Below are 18050 nucleotides of genomic sequence, written 5' to 3'. Positions count from 1 at the left end.
CTGTGGGTATACCTTTATGCCCAAAATACATGGGCAGGAAAGAGGAAAGGAGTATGGTCATGGAAACGGTAGTATGTAACAGGAATATATTGGATGCCAGAAAAAATTCCATCATGGTGAAGGACGGCTGGGATAGTCCCAAAGGCGGAATCTGCTGTGACAGTAACAGTGTATCCGGTTCCGTATCCCAAAGAGCGTGCGTATACTGCGGAGCAAGGGTCGTCTTAAACCCCATTACGGATGCCTATCATATTGTACACGGTCCCATCGGCTGTTCCAGCTATACCTGGGATATCCGGGGCTCTTTAACAAGCGGAGAAGACATTTACCGCAACAGCTTTTCCACGGATCTTCAGGAAACCGATATCATATTCGGAGGAATAAAAAAACTGGATGCTGCAGTCGATGAGCTGATGAGCAGGCAGGAGAATGTCAAAATGATTTTTATTTATGCTACCTGCATCGTAGGCGTGATCGGAGACGATGTAGATGCACTTTGCAGGATCAAGTCCGAACAGTATAAAATCCCTGTCATTCCTGTAAAGTCGCCCGGATTTTCCGGAAACAAATCAACCGGATACCGTATGGCATGCGATGCCATCATGCAGGTGCTGATCCCCCATAAAAGCATGGAGAAGAAAAAGGCCATCAATATTTTGGGGGATTTTAACCTGGCGGGGGAAATGTGGATCATTAAAAATTACTTCAAACAGATCGGGATCGACGTTATAACCGGATTTACCGGTGACACCTGCTATGAAGACATGATAAGGGCCCCCCAGGCTTCTTTGAACATCGTCCAGTGCGCAGGTTCCAGCAACTATCTTGCAAAACGGATGGAAGAGGAATTTGAGATCCCATTTCTGAAGGTCAGCTTTTTCGGGATAGAAGATACCGCGGCCTCTCTGGTTCGTGTAGCAGAGGCATTGGGAGATGAGGAAGCCAGAAGGAAAGCCATCGAATTTTGCCGCGAACAGGAGAAAAAGCTCACCGGTTTTCTGGACCGGTACAGGAAGAATCTGGCCGGTAAGAAAGCGGCCATTTACGTTGGGGGAGGATTTAAGGCCATTTCACTGATCCGCCAATTTGCGGTAATGGGAATGAAAACCGTGGTCGTTGGGACCCAGACAGGGAAAAAGGAAGATTATGAAATCATCGAAAGCCTGGTGGATCAGGATACCGTGATCCTTGATGATGCCAATCCGGCGGAACTGGAAGCGTTCATGAAGGAAAAAGGAGCGGATATCCTGGTAGGGGGCGTGAAGGAAAGGCCATTGGCCTATAAACTGGGGATTGCGTTCTGTGACCATAACCATGAACGAAAACTGCCTCTTGCAGGCTTTGAAGGCGTGTATAACTTTACAATGGAGATCAACCGAAGCATAAATAATCCGGTATGGGAATATGTAAGCTGACAGAAAGGCGGAGTGACGATGAAAAGTGAGGTAAAGCCTCTGGTAAATATGAATATAAATCCGTGCAAAATGTGTATGCCCATGGGCAGCGCGACCGCTTTTTACGGTTTAAAAAACTGCATGACCATCCTCCACGGTTCTCAGGGGTGCGCAACGTATATCCGTCGGCATATGGCCACCCATTACAACGAACCGATTGATATCGCTTCCTCTTCCCTTACCGAACAGGGGACTGTTTACGGCGGAAGTGAAAATTTAAAAAAAGGCTTAAAAAATCTGATCGAACTCTATCATCCGGATGTGATAGGTGTTATGACCACCTGTCTTGCGGAAACCATCGGGGAAGACGTTCCGGGGATCATTGATGCTTTTAAAGAAGAGAATCCGGAGTACCGGGACATGATCATCATACCATGCTCATCGCCGGGATATGGAGGAAGCCAATACGAGGGATATTTCCGGGCGCTGCACGCAATGATATCTTCCGTGACCATGGATGTGGATAAAAACAACAGAGTGAATGTGGTAACTGCGCCTTTAAGTCCTGCCGATACCAGATATTTAAAGAGGATTTTAAATCTGTTTGGAATAGAAGCTGTTCTGCTTCCGGATGTTTCGGAGAACCTGGATGGAGTGCATGCGAAGGAGTATAACCGCCTGCCCCATCATGGGACCGGTATTGCGGATATCCGGAAAATGGGCGGAGCCAGGCTGACTTTGGAATTAACCGGGTTTGAACGAAAGGATTCCGTGGCAAAATTTTTGGAGGATGCTTATGGAGTACCCTTTAAAAGGCTGCCTTTGCCGGTGGGGATCCGGGATACCGACGGGTTCCTCCGTACGCTTTCTGAGATTTCCGGAAAAGAGATTCCCCGGGAATTAAAAGAAGAACGGGGGCGGTACCTGGATTCCATGATCGATTCCCATAAGTATAACGCTTCCGGAAGGGCAGCCGTGTTCGGGGAGCCGGACCAGGTGTTCTCTACCGTGCGGCTGATGTGCGAATGCGGCATTATGCCTGTGGTATGTGCGACCGGAGCGGCGTGCCCGGAGCTGGCAGAACTGGCCGGGCCGGAAATCGAAAAACTTGGCAGCCTGTATTTTGTGGATGCTTATGGGATCGCAGACAAGGCGGATTTTAAGGATATAGAAGCCATGATCCGGACATACAAAGCCAACATTCTGGTGGGCAATTCCGATGGAAGAAGGATCGCGGAGGATTTAAAGCTTCCCCTGGTACGGAGAGGCTTTCCCATTCACGACCATGTGGGAGGCCAGCGCTTAAGAATGCTCGGATACGAAGGTTCCATGGAGTACATGGATGAAATGACCAATGACCTCATTGATACCACCGAGACCACCTTCCGGGATACTCTTTACGATACCTATTATAAAAATACACTGATCGACGGGAAAAAGGAAGAACCGAAACAGGCAGAGCCGGAAGACGGAGAGGAGATGATCCGGAAAAAGACCATGGAGCATCCGTGCTACAACTGCGGAGCCCATCAATATGCAAGGATCCATCTGCCGGTAGCCCCGGCCTGCAATGTGCAGTGCAGCTATTGCGTCCGGAAATTTGACTGTCCCAATGAAAGCCGCCCGGGTGTGACCTCCGGCATTCTGACTCCAAACGAAGCACTGGAACGGTACATAGAGGTGAAGAAAAAGATGCCCAATTTAACCGTTGCCGGCATTGCAGGACCGGGAGAAGCGCTGGAAAACTGGGAGAGTGTAAAAACGGTATTTGAGCTGATCCGAAAGCATGATCCGGATGTCACCTTCTGCCTTTCCACAAACGGCTTAAAGCTTCCTCTGTATGCAAGGGAGCTTGCGGATCTGGGTGTTTCTCATGTGACCGTGACCATGAATGCTGTGGATCCCCATATCAGCGGACAGATGTATCAGTACATTCATTTTATGGGAAAGGAATATAAAGGAGATGCAGCCGGAGCGGTTATGGTAGCAAACCAGCTTGCCGGGATCCGCCTTCTCATAGCAAGCCATGTGATCGTAAAGGTAAATATTGTTACGGTAAAAGGGATCAATGATGCGCATGTCCCGGAAGTTGTAAAAACCGTGAAGTCCATGGGGTGTTACATTACCAATATCATGCAGATGATTCCGGTAGAAGGCAGCGCATTCCAGGATATAGAGCCGATTTCCAATAAACGGCTGCAGGAGATCCGAAAACAGTGCGGGGAAATCATGCCCCAGATGTATCACTGCCAGCATTGCCGTGCCGATGCGGTGGGGACCCTTGACGATGATAAGTCCATCCGGTTAAACGGGTTTCTCAAGGAAGAGCAAAAGGAAACTCCTCCGGTCCATCAGACATACCGGTTTGCAGTGGCCTCAAAAAGCGGTGTGATCGTAGACACACACTTTGGCCATGCAAGAGAGTTTTACCTCTATGACTATCTGGATGGAGAGGTCCGGTTTGTTGGAAAACGAAAGGTAGAGCAGTACTGCCGGGGGGAAGAATCCTGCGGGGAGAAAGAAGATAATATAGAGCGGATCATAGCTGCTTTAAACGGATGCAACGGTGTCATAGCCATGCGGATAGGTATGGAACCTAAGCGGAAACTGACCCAGAGGGGGATCACGCCGGTAAATACCTATGACATGATCGAAGCTGCAGTAAAAAAAGCGGCGTCAGCGATGTAAGAAAGGATGGGTCAAATGGTACAGCCAAAATATCATGTATTTATCTGCACAAGCTGCAGAGTCAACGGAACCCAGAAGGGAATGTGCTATCAGAAGGGAAGTGTGGACTTGGTCCAGTCCTTCATGCAGGAGATCGAAGACCGGGAATTATCCGGGGAAGTAGTCTTAAATAATACCGGCTGCTTTGGAATCTGTGACAAGGGACCTGTGGTTGTCGTATACCCGGAAGGAGTCTGGTACGGCGGCGTGAAAGCAAGTGATGTGGAACGGATCTTTGACGAGCATTTTGAAGGAGGAACCCCGGTTAAGGATTTAATGATTTAGCAGGACTGCACTTCGAAAGGAGGGTACGCCGGATGATTAAGATTATTGACGCGACACTGGCCATGCTGGATGAATATCCGCTGACGGAAACCCTGGCTTCCGGCTTTGCCAGGCTTCTGGGGGAGCTTTCCGTTTCTGCAGCGGTTCTGTCACCCAGGGTTTATAAACTCTTAAATGGAAATCTGCCAAAAGGGATAGAATACTATATGGAGCTGCCCAATATGACGGAAAGCAGCGAATATCCGGGCATCCAGTTTTTTTTCTCTTCTTTTTGCGACGGCACAGGACGGAGCATCCGGAATATTCAGGTAAATGATGTTTCGGAACTGAAGGGCCTGGAAGGGATCGGTCCGGATAAGAAAATCAGGCTGACCGGACTGGATGATATGCTGATATATGAAAGCCGGGATATTTATGAACGGGGGATGAAATTACTCATGCAGGTTTCCCCCATCCTTTATCCGGAAAACACCTATTACTGTGCTTCTGCAATTGCTGCGGACTATCTGCAGTACAATCATAACGGTACGGTAATGACGACCTTTACGGGAATTGGAAATAAGGCGGCCACAGAACAGGTAATTCTGGCAATGCGGGTGGTAGAGCGGTATAAGCCCAACTGCAGCTTTGAAAAGCTGGCGGAATTAAGAGATATTTTCGAGCATATGACCGGCATAAGTATTTCCTGCCATGCACCAGTGATCGGCAGAAAAATTTTTCATATTGAATCAGGAATCCATGTGGCAGGTGTTCTGAAAAAGCCGTCCAATTACGAATCCTTTCCTCCGGAGTTAGTGGGTGCGGCACGAAAGGTCGTGTTGGGGAAGCATTCCGGAGGAACCTCCATCCGCTACAAGCTAAAGCAGCTGAATCTGGAAGGCAGGTGCAATGTGGAACATTTACTGGAGCAGGTGAAACGGATCAGCATCAAAAAGGGCGGGGAAGTGACCGATGAAGAGTTCATAAAAATGATGAGTGAGTGTGATGAATATGAAAAGACGAATCAAAATGGTTGATACGACCCTCCGTGACGGCGAACAGTGTCCGGGTGTCGTTTTCTCTCCCTCCGATAAAATAAAGCTCGCCCTTTTCTTAGACAGCATTGGGATCCATGAAATCGAAGCCGGCATCTATGATACCGGAACAGAAGGCTGCAATTATATCAGTGAGATCATGAACCGGAAAAAGCATGCCCGGATATCAGTGTGGTCAAGGCTGAATCCGGGCGATGTGGAGGAGTCGGCAAGGCAGAGGCCTGATCTCATTCACATCGGAACTCCGGTATCTTATGCACAAATCTATCATAAAATCGGTAAAAATAAGAAATGGATCGAAAAAACACTTCTGGAATGCATTCAGATCGCAAAGGATTACGGCATCCCGATCACCGTAGGAATGGAGGACGCCTCCAGGGCGGATGTAGCATTTTTATTATCCCTGATCAGGCTCATGAAACAGCATGGAGTGGAAGTCATACGTCTGGCGGATACGGTCGGCGTCCTCTTTCCCAAAAGAGCCAGAGAACTGGTGGATGAGATCCGGCAGACCGGGATCCGGATCGAAGTTCACGAACACAACGATTTCGGCATGGCAGTTGCCAATTCCATTGTCATGGCTCTGGCCGGAGCGGATCTGGTAGACGGAACATTGCTGGGGATCGGTGAGAGGGCAGGAAACTGCAATTTATATGAGTTTGTCCACAGCGCCAACCGGAAGTTCGATCTGGGTGTGAGCAGTATGGATATTAAGAGAGCAGAGGCGATATTGAGAACCATGATGGCAGGAGGGACTCCGGATGATACGTCAGATAAGATATGAAGAGGGAAAGAGAAAACTGGCAGAAGGAATCCGGCAGCTATGCCGTGCCCTGTCCTGTGAAGGCGGGATACTGGTAAATGGTGCCTACAGCCTGTCAGCCATGGAGGTGGCAAAGGAACTGGAAGGAAAGGACTTGTATTTAAATCAGGGAATCCGCCTTGCAGCAGGAGCGATTGCAGAGATCAACGCAGTTACCGGCTGCGGAACCAGGGAAGCAGCCGTGTTTATGGAGTTTTTGCTGTCGGTCTGTGAAAAAAAGGACGCTTCCGGAGCCAACCCGGTTTCCTTTGCCAGGGAATTAAAAAATGCGGCATTTTCGATCGGGGAGGCCATCAGAGCCGGCTCCGGCCCCTCCGCCCGGCCTTTGCCGGAACAGCTTTGGGATATCACAAATAACCGGGAAACTGCAGAGCTGATACTTCGCGGGATGGAAGAGGGGGAACTGGTTGTAAAGGAATCTGTGTATTCGGATACAAAGCTTGAGATAACAAGGGGCATGCGCCTTGAGGGCCCTCCTGCAGTCGGAACGGCCGGAACATTAAAGCAGATGTATGTGCTGGTGGCAAACCGGCCCCTGTCCTCTTTTATGGAACTGTATCCGGTCCTTCAGAGGCTGGGAAACGAAGGACTGTTCATTCTGGCGGATCAGATAGAAGGGGAAGCGCTGACACTTTTAAATGCCAATGTCAGGCAGAACCGGCTTCGGGTGTGGGGGATGAAAGCCCCTGGAGCAGGCAGCCGGAAAGAAGATATTCTGGAGGATGCGGCGGTTTTGACCGGTACCAGGGTCTTTGACGGTAAGTTTCCCTGTGGTTTCAGCGAAATCACTCTGGATATGCTCGGGAAGGCGGAAACAGTAACTGTAACCAGCCAATATTCTGTTATTGGGACCGGCAGGAACAATCCTGAAATAAAAAAGCGCATTGCCGGGATCCGAAAACGGATTGATGATCCAAAAACCAATTACTATGATAAACAGAAGCTCAGGGAACGGATCGCCGGACTTTCCGGGACAGCGCCGGTCATCTATGCAGGCGGAAATACGCTGGCCCAGTCCAGAGAAGAAAAGCGGAGAATGGAGTATGCCGTAGCATATGCCCAGACAATTCAGAAATATGGAATTTTCCGGAAAGCTGATTTAAAGAACATCCCGGCAGGACCGGAAGCAGAACAGATCTTATTGGAAGGCATAAAGCAGAGCATGGCAGGGCAGGAGGCCAGCGCCTGGCTGTTACTTCTGATGCTTAAGAAGGTCTGCGGACTGATCGCCATGTGGATGACGACCGGTGCCGTCATGGTGAGCACAGGTTATGACAGGGAAGATTTAGAGCTGATAAAAAGCGGAGTGGATATAGAAAGGTTAAGGGGCTGAAATGAAAATCAAAAATGTTAAGCTGAAGCCAGGCTTTACGTTAAAGGAGCTTGGCGGCGAATTCTGTATCTTTGATGAAAGAGACAGTCAGAACGGCTCACTAGATGGTCTGCCTTCTGTGAATGAGACCTGCATTTTCCTGTGGAACAGCTTGGAGAGAGGGACGGATGTCACAGAGCTGGTAAGTCTACTTTCAGAGGAAAAGAACATTGAGGAAGAAGAAGCACAGCTGGAGCTGGAAGAATTCTTAGCAAAGCTGATTCATGGAAATGTGGTGGAGATTGATGAATAAAAGAAAGGAAGGGGGAGGGCAATGGATAGAATCGCAGTTTTCAGCAGAGAAAAGGAGATCGTATCCTTTGTAAAGTGTAATATGGTTGATATCTATGAAAAGCAGGATGAGACGTGGAAAATTGCCCGGACGGCTTCTTTCTTACCTCTTGGGGGCTTGACCGTAAAGGAACTGAGAAAGGAAACGGAGAAAATCGCTCATCTGGCAGAAGAGGTGAAAGCAGTGGTATGCAAAGAAATCGCCGGAATCCCGTTTTCCGTATTTAACAGGAAGGGATGCTGTATTTTTTCCGTAGAAAAAATAGACGATGAAACATTAAACGGAGTCATCACGGACATTGAGGAAAGCGATGAGAAAGAGAGGATGAAGGATGAAATGATCCGGAATGCCCGTCCGGCAGAAACCCGGACCCCTGGAGTTTATATGCTGAACCTGCAGGAGCTTCAGAAGGAATGCCCGGAGATATCATCGAAAAAGGCGCTTATGCCATTTCTTTCCAATACTCCTTTTCTGGAGCTGCATCTGATCTGCGCCCACGTGCCGCCATGGCTGGAGCGGGATGCTTCCTGTGAAAAGAGGGTTCAGTCAAGGGATGGCTTAATGCATGTGCTCTTGACGAAAAAACAATGCTGATGCGGAGGTGAAATGATATGCAAAACTATATGGTCATAGAAGAAAAAAAGCTGCAGACACCTTTCGGGATATTTGGCGGAGTGGATACCTTCACCTGCTATCCCCAGGGAGAGCTTTCCGGAGTCCGGCTCTCAGAAAAAAATATGATTGTGACAGAGGTGGGAGAACTGGTTCCTGCCTATACGGAAACCGCAAGGAGAAAGAATAAACCTTCTGTAGAGTTTGACCGGCAGGGCATGGTGATCAGTGTGGCGCTGGACCGGCAGCAGGAAATCATAACTCCGATCGGAGAGCTTCCGGCGGAACTGGTGAAATTTTATCCCACCGGAGAGCTTCACCGGGTGTTTATTCTGGACGGACAGATAAGCGGATTCTGGACGGAAGAGGAGGAGCGGGAGCTAAACATTCCCATTTCCTTTGACTTAGGCTTCTCGGAATTCCGGACCATGATAAACGGCCTTTGTTTTTATGAGAGCGGAGAAATAAAGAGCATCACTCTGTTTCCAGGCGAACGGATATCGGTTGCAACGTCCTTGGGAACGGTCGATACCAGGGTCGGGCTGTCCTTATATGAATCCGGAAATTTAAAATCCGTGGAACCGGCAGAGCCGGTAACTGTAAATACACCCATTGGTAACATCACTGCATACGATCCGGACCAGATTGGAGTGAATGCAGACAGCAATTCCCTTTCTTTCACAGAAGAAGGCCTGATTCAGTCTCTGATCACCTGTGACAATGCTGTCTATGTTCAGACAGAAGAAGGCTTCATGGAAACATTTGCCCCATACATAAAACCCCATCCGCTGTATGATGATGTACTCACAGTATCAGGACTGAAAATAGAATTTGATTATGATTCCAGAGATGCAATAATTAAAAATCATAAATTCAGCCTGGATGACTGCGGTTTTACCATAGAACCATTCCAACGGCCTGGAATGCACTGCAGCCCGGCAGATTGCGCAAACTGTTCCCTGTGCAATAAAAACAAATCAGAATAAACCACCTCATGGCTTTACTGACGGTTTATGTTCCCCGATCCATAAGCCGCCAGTTATCCGTTGGGAATTTCTAATAATTTTTATCTTTTAATATAATATCATGAGCTCCGCCTTCTCTGATGCTCGTTGAAGAAACAAGTGTAATCCTTGCTTTTTTTTGAAATTCATCAATGGAGGCTGCCCCACAGCTTGACATGGTAGCTCTTATCTTACTTAGAGTGACTGATAGATTATCCTTCAATGCTCCGGCATATGGAACATAACTATCAACGCCTTCTTCAAAATAAATATCTTTATTGGCTGTCATGCTATAACGCTGCCAGTTCTTAGCCCGGTCTGACCCTTCTCCCCAATATTCTTTTACATATTCATTGCCTCTTTTTAACTTCTTCCCGGGGCTTTCATCAAACCTTGCAAAATATCTTCCCATCATCACAAAATCTGCGCCCATGGCCAATGCAATGGCAATATGATTATCATATACAATTCCACCGTCGGAACATATAGGGACGTAGATTCCTGTTTCTTCCTGATATTTATTTCTGGCATCAGCTACTTCTAATACAGAAGTAGCTTGTCCTCTTCCAATCCCTTTCTGTTCGCGTGTGATACAAATAGACCCGCCGCCAATGCCAACTTTTACAAAATCCGCCCCTGCATCTGCCAGATAACGGAATCCCTCTGCATCCACTACATTCCCGGCACCAATAAATGTATCCGGATAATTTGCTTTTACATATGATATGGCATCTTTTTGCCAAACAGAATAGCCATCGGAAGAATCCAGGCACAATATATCAGCACCGGCTTTAAGCAATGCGGGAATGCGTTCCTGATAATCGTGAGTATTAATTCCGGCTCCAACAAGGAGGCTTTTCTTTTTATCAAGAAGTTCAAGGGGATTTTCCTTATGAGCATCGTAATCCTTTCGAAATACCATATTTACCAACTGTTGTTTCTCATTTACTATAGGAAGGCAATTTAATTTATTGGCCCAAATCAGGTCATTTGCCTCATTAAGAGATATTCCATCGCTTCCTGTAACTATCTTTTCATATGGTGTCATAAGATCACGAACCTTTTTATGCAATGAATCTCTGCTTATTCTATAATCTCTGCTTGTAATGATTCCTATAAAGGAACCGTCCTGATTTCCGTCAGAAGTAACAGCCATCGTAGAATGTCCTGTTTTTTCTCTAAGCTTTAGTATGTCATTCAAAGTATGTTCCGGTGACAGATAAGAATCACATGTAACAAAACCAGATTTAAATTTCTTGACTTCCTTAATCATTTTGGCCTGTGAATTTATTGATTGCGCTCCATATATAAATGCCAGACCTCCGCACCGGGCCAATGAAATAGCAAGCTTGTGATCCGATACCGCCTGCATAATAGCAGAAACAAGTGGAATATTGAGTCTTAGATGCGGTTCCTCTGCCCTATGTCTTGTAAGAGGTACTGTCAAATCAATCTTATCAGGTGTGCAAAGGGGGGTGGACAAATTTGGGATCAGCAGATATTCATTGAATGTTCGGGATATTTCATGATATATTTTAGCCATTTTATTCCTTTTTTCCTTTCATATTCATTCCAAATACGCTTTTACAAACAATCTGCAGTACTATTCCAAATAGATGGATTGTGTATTTCATAACTTTTTTCAATAAACTAGTCTATATAAGAAAATTATATCATTTGCTTTGTGTTAGTAATATGAGTTTTCTCATATATATATGGAATTTTGTTAAATTTTATAGTAGTATTAGTAACAAAAATGGAGTATGAAAGAAGAGATTTATCTATGAAAACAAAAGGTTCCGACGTAATTATTCCTGCATATGTCACTAATATCTTTTCCTTTGATATTACTCCATATGCTAAAGTAAAAGAGTATCAAAAAAATCAATTAATATGCAGAGAAGGTGATGATTTATCTGATTTAATATTTCTCATCGACGGAAATGCCAAGCTCTTTTTAACCCATGAAAATGGTAAAATTACCATTATAGATTTCTTAAAATCCCCTACCTTATTTGGGGAAATGGAATTTATGAGGGCGCAAAAATTCACCAACGGAATAATAGCATTAGATAAATGCATATGTATTTTATTGCCCATAAGAGAAACAGATCATCTTTTAAGAAATGATATTAAATTTCTAAACTATCTATGCCTGTTTTTATGCAAAAAAGCTTTACGCAACACCTCTAATTATGCCACTAACCAGAATTATCCTTTGGTAAACCGATTAGCCAGGTTTATCCTGTTATCTGCTGATGGGGAAATCTACAATAGAAAACACACAGAAGTTGCAGAATATCTGGGTGTCAGCTATCGTCATTTGCTCCACGTGTTTGCACTTTTTTGCGAAGCAAATATTTTACAGCATACGGATAAAAAAGAATATATAATAAAAGATTTTTCATCACTTGCGGCAATGGCAGTCAACGGCAGTAATCAACGGTAAAGTGCAATACTGAAAAAGACATCCGCTGTACAGCCGATGTCTTTTCCAGGCATGGGATTAAAACCTTCCTTATTTATAATCATTTTTTTTAGATTTTTCACCCCTGAGGATGTGGGCAGCCAGCAGCGTGATCAGGTAAAAGCAACATAAAATTCCGATATGTATTGCTGTATTCACAAAGAGGGGCAGCCCCTTAAAGGGATCGGCAGCAGAGAATACTGCAAAATAAATGCCGATTGATAATATCATAAGTGCGGCCGGCTTTACGATCATATCCCATGCATTCCATACAAAGTCAACCTTATTCCGAAGGGTAAGCACGTGCATCATAGCCAGAAGCAGTTCGCTGGCCAGCGTTCCTACCAGATAGGCAAGGATCCCGAATTTTGGAATGCCAAATAAAACAAAGCACAAACGGATCCCCAAAGCAATTGCATTCTGAATAAATGTGACGGAGGTGCGCCCAAGACCGTTTAAAATGCTCCCCATTGTAGTTACCAGATAGAGAAATGGGCACAGCCAGGCTAAAATGGTCATATAAGAACCGGCGGTTTTATCCTTAAACACACTGATACCCAGGTCATTGCCAAATAAGGTGAAAATGCCGATGCACAGGATCCCCACGTACAGACAGTAACGAAGTGACATGGAAATGGCAGCCCCGATCCGGCCTTCATTGCCCTCTGACTGGGCTTCTGCCACCGTTGGCAGCAAAAGGACAGCAAGAGAATTAAATATGGTGGATGGAAACAAAATAAAGGGCAGGGCCATTCCGGTCAGAACGCCGTATACGGAAAATGCTGCTGAGCCGGATAGCCCTGACATCTGAAGTCTGCTGGGAATTAAGATGGCTTCCGCGCTTGCGAGGATATTTAAGACCAGGCGGTTTCCCATAAGAGGCAGGGCCAGATGCATAAGTCCGGGGGCAGTTTCACGGAAGGTGGAGGAGACCGTTGTAAAATCCGCAGGCATTTTTGGCGGAAAAAACTGATAGGACACAATAGTATAGAGAGAAGAAGCGATTTCTCCGATCAGGTGTCCCATGACTGCGAGCTGCACGGTAATTGTGATGCCGGATTCTACCATGATATCTGCGATCAGGAATACGGCTCCGATCCGGATCGTCTGTTCCATGACCTGAGCGAATGCCGGAACGTGCGGGCGCTGCATACCATAATAATATCCATTGATGCAGGCATGAATGGCCGAACAGGGGACGGACACCGCAATAAAAGTAAGAAGGGAAGCACAGCGGGGTTCCATCAGGATATTAATGGCGAGGAAATCTTTAAACTGGATGATGCCATATGCCAGAATTAAGGAAATAGCCACGGAAATAATAAGGCCGGTTCGGAAAATAGAGCGGCCTTTTCTCACATTAGCGGCTACGGACCGGGATATGGCGGTCTGGATGGAACCGGCGCATAAGCCAAAGCAGATACCGAATACCGGGTGGACCAGATTAAAAACTCCCAGCCCCTCGGCACCAATGGTCCGGGAGAGAAAGATTCGGTAAAAAAATCCCAGCACCCGGGTGATGAGCCCGGCTGAGGTCAACAGGAGGGTTCCGGTCAGTAAAGCATATTTTCTTGGTGAAAGTTTCTGGGGGATCTTCAGGGAATCATTCATGAAATCTCCTGGAAAAGAGAATTATTATAAATATATGGAAGGCGTTTCTTCTTCATGACACTTTCATAATGAGAATCATTCCTATTGAAATTCTAGGAAATGTGTGTATAATAGAAATTGTAGATGAAGCTTTTAACTTTAGGACTACAGAAAGGCGGAACTAACAATATGAAGCAACTGATTTATCTTGACAATGCAGCGACTACCAAAACCCGGCCAGCGGTCGTGGAAGCTATGCTGCCTTATTTTACGGAGTTCTATGGAAATCCGTCATCCGTATACGAGTTTTCCAATATCTCAAAGAAGGCCATTGCAGGAGCCAGAGAGACTATTGCGAATGCTCTGGGCGCCAAGCCTAACGAGATTTATTTTACTGCAGGCGGTTCGGAGTCCGATAACTGGGCGCTGATTGCAACTGCGGAAGCTTATGCGGAAAAGGGAAAACACATCATCACCAGTAAGATCGAGCACCACGCTGTGCTTCACACCTGTGAGTATCTGGAGAAGCATGGCTTTGAGGTGACCTATTTAAATGTAGATGAAAATGGGATTGTAAAGCTGGAGGAACTGAAAAAGGCCATCCGCCCTGATACCATCCTTATTTCAATCATGTTTGCCAATAACGAGATCGGAACCATTGAACCGATAAAGGAAATTGGTGAGATCGCAAAGGAACATGGAATCATTTTCCACACGGATGCGGTTCAGGCTTTTGGCCATGTGCCCATCAATGTGGATGAATACCACATCGATATGCTGAGTGCCAGCGGCCATAAGATAAACGGCCCGAAAGGCATTGGCTTTCTCTATATCCGGTCCGGGATCAAATCCCGTTCCTTCATTCATGGCGGCGGACAGGAGAGAAAACGCCGGGCAGGTACTGAGAATGTACCGGGAATTGTAGGCTTTGGCAAGGCCGTAGAACTAGCGGAATCCAATATGGATGAGAGGATCAGAAAAGAAACCGAGCTCCGTAATTATCTGATGGAGCGCGTCATGGCAGAGGTTCCTTATACCAGGATTAACGGACACCGCAAAAGCAGGCTGTCCAATAACGTGAACTTTGCTTTCCAGTTTATTGAAGGAGAGTCTTTGCTCATCATGCTGGATATGAAGGGCATCTGCGGTTCCAGCGGTTCTGCCTGCACTTCAGGTTCCTTAGATCCATCCCATGTACTGCTTGCCATCGGCCTTCCTCACGAGATTGCCCATGGCTCCCTGCGTCTGACATTAGATGAAGATAACACGAAGGAAGAGATGGATTATGTAGTGGAATCCATTAAAGAAATCGTGGAAAAGCTTCGCAGCATGTCACCGCTCTATGAGGATTTTATCAGGCATCAGGGAAAATAACAAGGTACCGCCAAAAGACGGCCGGACATGATTCGGATATATTACCTGGAAATGGAGAAGATAGATTATGTATACAGAAAAAGTAATGGATCATTTTGAGCACCCCAGAAACGTAGGAGAAATAGATAATCCCAGCGGTATGGGAACTGTGGGAAACGCCAAATGCGGCGATATCATGAGAATTTATCTGGATATTGATGATGAACAGATCATCCGTGATGTAAAATTTAAGACCTTTGGCTGCGGAGCGGCAGTGGCAACCAGCAGCATGGCTACCGAGATGGTGAAAGGCAAATCCGTTCAGGAGGCCATGGCAGTCACCAATCAGGCTGTGTGTGAGGCGCTTGACGGATTACCGCCGGTTAAGGTACACTGTTCCTTACTGGCAGAAGAAGCAATCCACGCCGCTTTATGGGATTATGCCAATAAGAACGGGATCGAGATTGATGGCTTAAAGAAACCAAAGTCTGATATCGGCGAGGAAGAAGTGGAAGAAGAATATTAAGATGCCGGGCTTTTGCTTACCCGGCTGAGGAAATGGAAGCACCCTGTGGGTATACCTTTATGCCCAAAAAGCATGGGCTGGAAAGTGGAAACACCCTGTGGGTATACCTTTATGCCCAAAAAGCATGGGCTGGAAAGTGGAAACACCCTGTGGGTATACCTTTATGCCCAAAAAACATGGGCTGGAAAGTGGAAACGTGAAGCTATGAGTAAAGCGAAAGTAGTTGTGGGAATGTCGGGAGGCGTGGATTCATCCGTGGCAGCATGGCTGTTAAAGGAGCAGGGTTACGACGTCATCGGCGTTACCATGCAGATATGGCAGGATGAGGATACCAAGACCCAGGAAGAGAACGGAGGCTGCTGCGGCTTAAGTGCCGTGGACGATGCCAGGCGGGTGGCCTGGGACCTGGGAATTCCTTATTATGTTATGAATTTTAAAGAAGAGTTTAAGTCTCAGGTCATTGATTATTTTGTGGAAGAATACCAGAGAGGGCGCACGCCCAATCCGTGTATTGCCTGCAACCGTTATGTCAAGTGGGAATCCCTTTTAAAACGCAGTCTGGACATCGGAGCGGATTACATTGCCACCGGGCATTATGCCCAGATCGACAGGCTGCCGGGTGGAAGGTATGCGCTTAAGAAATCCGTGACAGCAGCCAAGGACCAGACCTATGCCCTATACAATCTGACACAGCGCCAGTTATCCCATACCCTGATGCCGGTGGGAGCCTATTCAAAAGACCAGATCCGTGAAATTGCGGATAAGATCAACTTAAAGGTTGCCCATAAGCCGGACAGCCAGGAGATATGCTTTATACCGGACAATGACTATGCAGGCTTTATAGAAGAGAGTGCGGGAGGAAAGGCACCGGAAGGAAACTTTGTGGATCTGGATGGTCAGATCATCGGACGCCACAAGGGGATCACCCATTACACGGTGGGCCAGAGAAAGGGTCTGAACCTGTCCATGGGCCATCCGGTTTTCGTGGTAGAGATCCGGCCTGACACCAACGAAGTGGTGATCGGAAAAGGAGATGACGTTTATTCCGACACCCTGCGTGCCAGTCATTTAAACTGGATGGCAGTTGACGGACTCCATGGAGAGGACATGCGGGTATCGGCGAAGATCCGCTACAGCCACAAGGGCGCCATGTGTACCATAAGGGAAGTGGAAGCTGGCGTGGTGGAATGCAGGTTTGACGAACCCCAGAGGGCCATTACTCCGGGACAGGCCGTGGTGTTTTATCAGGGAGATTATGTTGTCGGGGGAGGTACCATTCTTTGAAAAATTTGTGGCTTTTATTGGCTGCTGCCCTCATATGTGCATTTGCCCTTACAGGCTGCGGCAGGAAGTATGAAACCGTAAAGGTGCCTGTTCTGGAGGAAGCTCAGGGCGGCTTAAATGAGGCAGAGGGTGAGGAAACACCTCCTGTGTCCGTTGAGGATGAAACAAACGGGGAGACAGCGGGTACAAAACCGGCTGAGACAAGCTCCCATGAAGCTGCCGTTACAAATTCGACGGCTCCTGCCTTTCAAAAGGCAGATGAGACGGTATATGTGACCGGCTCTCAGGTGAATGTAAGAAAATCCCCTTCTGCTGACGGAGAAGTTCTGGCCAGGTTAGAGAAAGGCGTTTCCTTAAAACGGACCGGATCCGGCGGCACCTGGAGTCGGGTCATCTATCAGGACCGGGAATGCTATATCTCCACTCAGTACGTATCAAAGGACAAGCCGGTTCAGGAGACGAAGAGTACCGTTCCTGCTGTTTCAGGGAACGGGTCCGGCAGGATCATCGCCATTGATGCGGGCCATCAGGCAAAAGGCAATCCGGAAAAGGAACCCATCGGACCGGGGGCTTCCGAGAAAAAAGCAAAGGTAGCGTCCGGAACTCAGGGAACGGCAACCGGTATTCCGGAGTATCAGCTCACCCTGGCAGTTTCCTTAAAGTTAAAACAGGAGCTCATCAACAGAGGCTATCAGGTCTATATGATCCGCGAGACCAATGATGTCAATATCAGCAATGCGGAACGTGCTGAGATGGCGAACAACAGCGGAGCGGATATTTTTGTCCGGGTTCATGCCAATTCCTTAAATGACAGCAGCATCCATGGCGCGCTTAATATGTGCCAGACGGCTAAGAACCCTTATAATGGAAGCTTATACAGCAAAAGCTCTGCTCTTTCCAAAGCTGTTGTAAATGGAATTTGCAGCCAGACCGGATTTAAGAACCGGGGAGTACAGGAGACCGATTCCATGAGCGGCATCAACTGGTGTAAGATTCCGGTGACCATTGTGGAGATGGGATTCATGAGCAATGCCGAAGAGGATAAAAAGATGGCAGCCGATGAATACCGGGATAAGATAGCAAAAGGGATTGCCGACGGGATCGATGCTTATTATGCAGGAGGAAATTAAGGACTGCAGAAGGGGATTTTCCTGTTAAAAATAAAAAGATGGAAAAAGAACAGTGGTTTTGAACCGGATACGGTTTGAACCCTGTTCTTTTTGCATAATAGAGGCCAGGCATAAATGCAGAAAAAAGGGCATACATTTTCCTGAAATGCGGCTGAGA

The 18050-nt window shown here is 46.9% G+C and carries 16 protein-coding genes; 14 read left to right on the top strand and 2 right to left on the bottom strand.

What is annotated here, in order from left to right:
- Positions 1-59: 59 nt before the first annotated feature.
- Genes nifE through BQ9856_RS02085 form a run of 9 tightly spaced genes read left to right on the top strand, consistent with a single transcriptional unit; the run spans position 60 to position 9525 of the window.
- Positions 60-1415, top strand: a complete 1356-nt coding sequence (gene nifE / locus BQ9856_RS02120) for a nitrogenase iron-molybdenum cofactor biosynthesis protein NifE (protein ID WP_077610002.1) — start codon at positions 60-62, stop codon at positions 1413-1415.
- Positions 1416-1433: 18 nt separating this feature from the next.
- The gene (locus BQ9856_RS02115; RefSeq protein WP_200801238.1) at positions 1434-4082 is read left to right on the top strand and encodes a nitrogenase component 1; all 2649 of its coding nucleotides are present in this window, start codon (positions 1434-1436) and stop codon (positions 4080-4082) included.
- 15 nt (positions 4083-4097) lie between these two features.
- Positions 4098-4406, top strand: a complete 309-nt coding sequence (locus BQ9856_RS24705) for a 2Fe-2S ferredoxin (protein ID WP_200801237.1) — start codon at positions 4098-4100, stop codon at positions 4404-4406.
- 32 nt (positions 4407-4438) lie between these two features.
- The gene (locus BQ9856_RS02110) at positions 4439-5422 is read left to right on the top strand and encodes a homocitrate synthase/isopropylmalate synthase family protein (protein ID WP_077609502.1); all 984 of its coding nucleotides are present in this window, start codon (positions 4439-4441) and stop codon (positions 5420-5422) included.
- On the top strand, positions 5397-6224 hold the full coding sequence (locus tag BQ9856_RS02105) for a homocitrate synthase (RefSeq protein WP_077610001.1): 828 nt from the start codon (positions 5397-5399) through the stop codon (positions 6222-6224). The genes BQ9856_RS02110 and BQ9856_RS02105 overlap by 26 nt, the downstream gene beginning before the upstream one ends.
- Positions 6202-7596, top strand: a complete 1395-nt coding sequence (locus BQ9856_RS02100) for a hypothetical protein (protein WP_077609501.1) — start codon at positions 6202-6204, stop codon at positions 7594-7596. The genes BQ9856_RS02105 and BQ9856_RS02100 overlap by 23 nt, the downstream gene beginning before the upstream one ends.
- Before the next feature lies 1 nt (position 7597).
- Positions 7598-7888, top strand: a complete 291-nt coding sequence (locus tag BQ9856_RS02095) for a PqqD family peptide modification chaperone (protein ID WP_077609500.1) — start codon at positions 7598-7600, stop codon at positions 7886-7888.
- Positions 7889-7909: 21 nt separating this feature from the next.
- Complete coding sequence (locus BQ9856_RS02090) at positions 7910-8521, top strand: Fe-only nitrogenase accessory AnfO family protein (RefSeq protein ID WP_077609499.1); 612 nt, start codon at positions 7910-7912, stop codon at positions 8519-8521.
- A 17-nt stretch (positions 8522-8538) separates the two neighbouring features.
- The gene (locus BQ9856_RS02085; RefSeq protein ID WP_077609498.1) at positions 8539-9525 is read left to right on the top strand and encodes a hypothetical protein; all 987 of its coding nucleotides are present in this window, start codon (positions 8539-8541) and stop codon (positions 9523-9525) included.
- Positions 9526-9595: 70 nt separating this feature from the next.
- Here BQ9856_RS02085 and BQ9856_RS02080 read toward each other — a convergent pair whose 3' ends face one another.
- Positions 9596-11086, bottom strand: a complete 1491-nt coding sequence (locus BQ9856_RS02080) for an IMP dehydrogenase (RefSeq protein WP_077609497.1) — start codon at positions 11084-11086, stop codon at positions 9596-9598.
- 240 nt (positions 11087-11326) lie between these two features.
- Between BQ9856_RS02080 and yeiL the strand changes: the two genes are divergently transcribed.
- Positions 11327-11992: a transcriptional regulator YeiL gene (gene yeiL / locus BQ9856_RS02075; RefSeq protein WP_077609496.1), complete on the top strand. Its 666-nt coding sequence runs from the start codon at positions 11327-11329 to the stop codon at positions 11990-11992.
- Between the two features lie 69 nt (positions 11993-12061).
- On the opposite strand, the gene BQ9856_RS02070 is transcribed toward yeiL, so the two are convergent.
- Positions 12062-13621: a polysaccharide biosynthesis protein gene (locus tag BQ9856_RS02070; protein ID WP_077609495.1), complete on the bottom strand. Its 1560-nt coding sequence runs from the start codon at positions 13619-13621 to the stop codon at positions 12062-12064.
- 168 nt (positions 13622-13789) lie between these two features.
- On the opposite strand from BQ9856_RS02070, the gene nifS reads away from it, so the two are divergent.
- The 4 genes from nifS to BQ9856_RS02050 all read left to right on the top strand — a co-directional run bounded on the left by nifS (position 13790) and on the right by BQ9856_RS02050 (position 17893).
- Positions 13790-14974, top strand: a complete 1185-nt coding sequence (nifS, locus tag BQ9856_RS02065) for a cysteine desulfurase NifS (protein WP_077609494.1) — start codon at positions 13790-13792, stop codon at positions 14972-14974.
- Positions 14975-15041: 67 nt separating this feature from the next.
- Positions 15042-15479, top strand: coding sequence for a Fe-S cluster assembly scaffold protein NifU (nifU, locus tag BQ9856_RS02060; RefSeq protein WP_077609493.1), 438 nt, complete (start codon positions 15042-15044; stop codon positions 15477-15479).
- A gap of 204 nt (positions 15480-15683) precedes the next feature.
- Positions 15684-16763: a tRNA 2-thiouridine(34) synthase MnmA gene (mnmA, locus tag BQ9856_RS02055; protein ID WP_077610000.1), complete on the top strand. Its 1080-nt coding sequence runs from the start codon at positions 15684-15686 to the stop codon at positions 16761-16763.
- Positions 16760-17893 carry an N-acetylmuramoyl-L-alanine amidase gene (locus BQ9856_RS02050; RefSeq protein ID WP_077609492.1) on the top strand — a complete coding sequence of 378 codons (1134 nt, stop codon included), beginning with the start codon at positions 16760-16762 and terminating at the stop codon, positions 17891-17893. Before mnmA ends, BQ9856_RS02050 begins: the two co-directional genes overlap by 4 nt.
- Positions 17894-18050: the final 157 nt, after the last annotated feature.

Source organism: Clostridium sp. Marseille-P2415 (genome assembly GCF_900155545.1).
Taxonomy (GTDB): Bacteria; Bacillota; Clostridia; order Lachnospirales; family Lachnospiraceae; genus Lacrimispora.
Note: the sequence above shows the minus strand (reverse complement) of the source record. Positions and strands in the feature narration are given on the sequence as shown.

Coding starts and splice junctions, on each gene's coding strand:
- BQ9856_RS02085 (WP_077609498.1), top strand. CDS start 8,539: ATGCAAAACTATATGGTCATAGAAGAAAAAAAGCTGCAGACACCTTTC.
- BQ9856_RS02115 (WP_200801238.1), top strand. CDS start 1,434: ATGAAAAGTGAGGTAAAGCCTCTGGTAAATATGAATATAAATCCGTGC.
- BQ9856_RS02080 (WP_077609497.1), bottom strand. CDS start 11,086: ATGGCTAAAATATATCATGAAATATCCCGAACATTCAATGAATATCTG.
- BQ9856_RS02095 (WP_077609500.1), top strand. CDS start 7,598: ATGAAAATCAAAAATGTTAAGCTGAAGCCAGGCTTTACGTTAAAGGAG.
- nifU (WP_077609493.1), top strand. CDS start 15,042: ATGTATACAGAAAAAGTAATGGATCATTTTGAGCACCCCAGAAACGTA.
- BQ9856_RS02100 (WP_077609501.1), top strand. CDS start 6,202: ATGATACGTCAGATAAGATATGAAGAGGGAAAGAGAAAACTGGCAGAA.
- BQ9856_RS02090 (WP_077609499.1), top strand. CDS start 7,910: ATGGATAGAATCGCAGTTTTCAGCAGAGAAAAGGAGATCGTATCCTTT.
- nifS (WP_077609494.1), top strand. CDS start 13,790: ATGAAGCAACTGATTTATCTTGACAATGCAGCGACTACCAAAACCCGG.
- mnmA (WP_077610000.1), top strand. CDS start 15,684: ATGAGTAAAGCGAAAGTAGTTGTGGGAATGTCGGGAGGCGTGGATTCA.
- BQ9856_RS02070 (WP_077609495.1), bottom strand. CDS start 13,621: ATGAATGATTCCCTGAAGATCCCCCAGAAACTTTCACCAAGAAAATAT.
- nifE (WP_077610002.1), top strand. CDS start 60: ATGGAAACGGTAGTATGTAACAGGAATATATTGGATGCCAGAAAAAAT.
- BQ9856_RS02110 (WP_077609502.1), top strand. CDS start 4,439: ATGATTAAGATTATTGACGCGACACTGGCCATGCTGGATGAATATCCG.
- BQ9856_RS24705 (WP_200801237.1), top strand. CDS start 4,098: ATGGTACAGCCAAAATATCATGTATTTATCTGCACAAGCTGCAGAGTC.
- BQ9856_RS02105 (WP_077610001.1), top strand. CDS start 5,397: ATGAAAAGACGAATCAAAATGGTTGATACGACCCTCCGTGACGGCGAA.
- yeiL (WP_077609496.1), top strand. CDS start 11,327: ATGAAAACAAAAGGTTCCGACGTAATTATTCCTGCATATGTCACTAAT.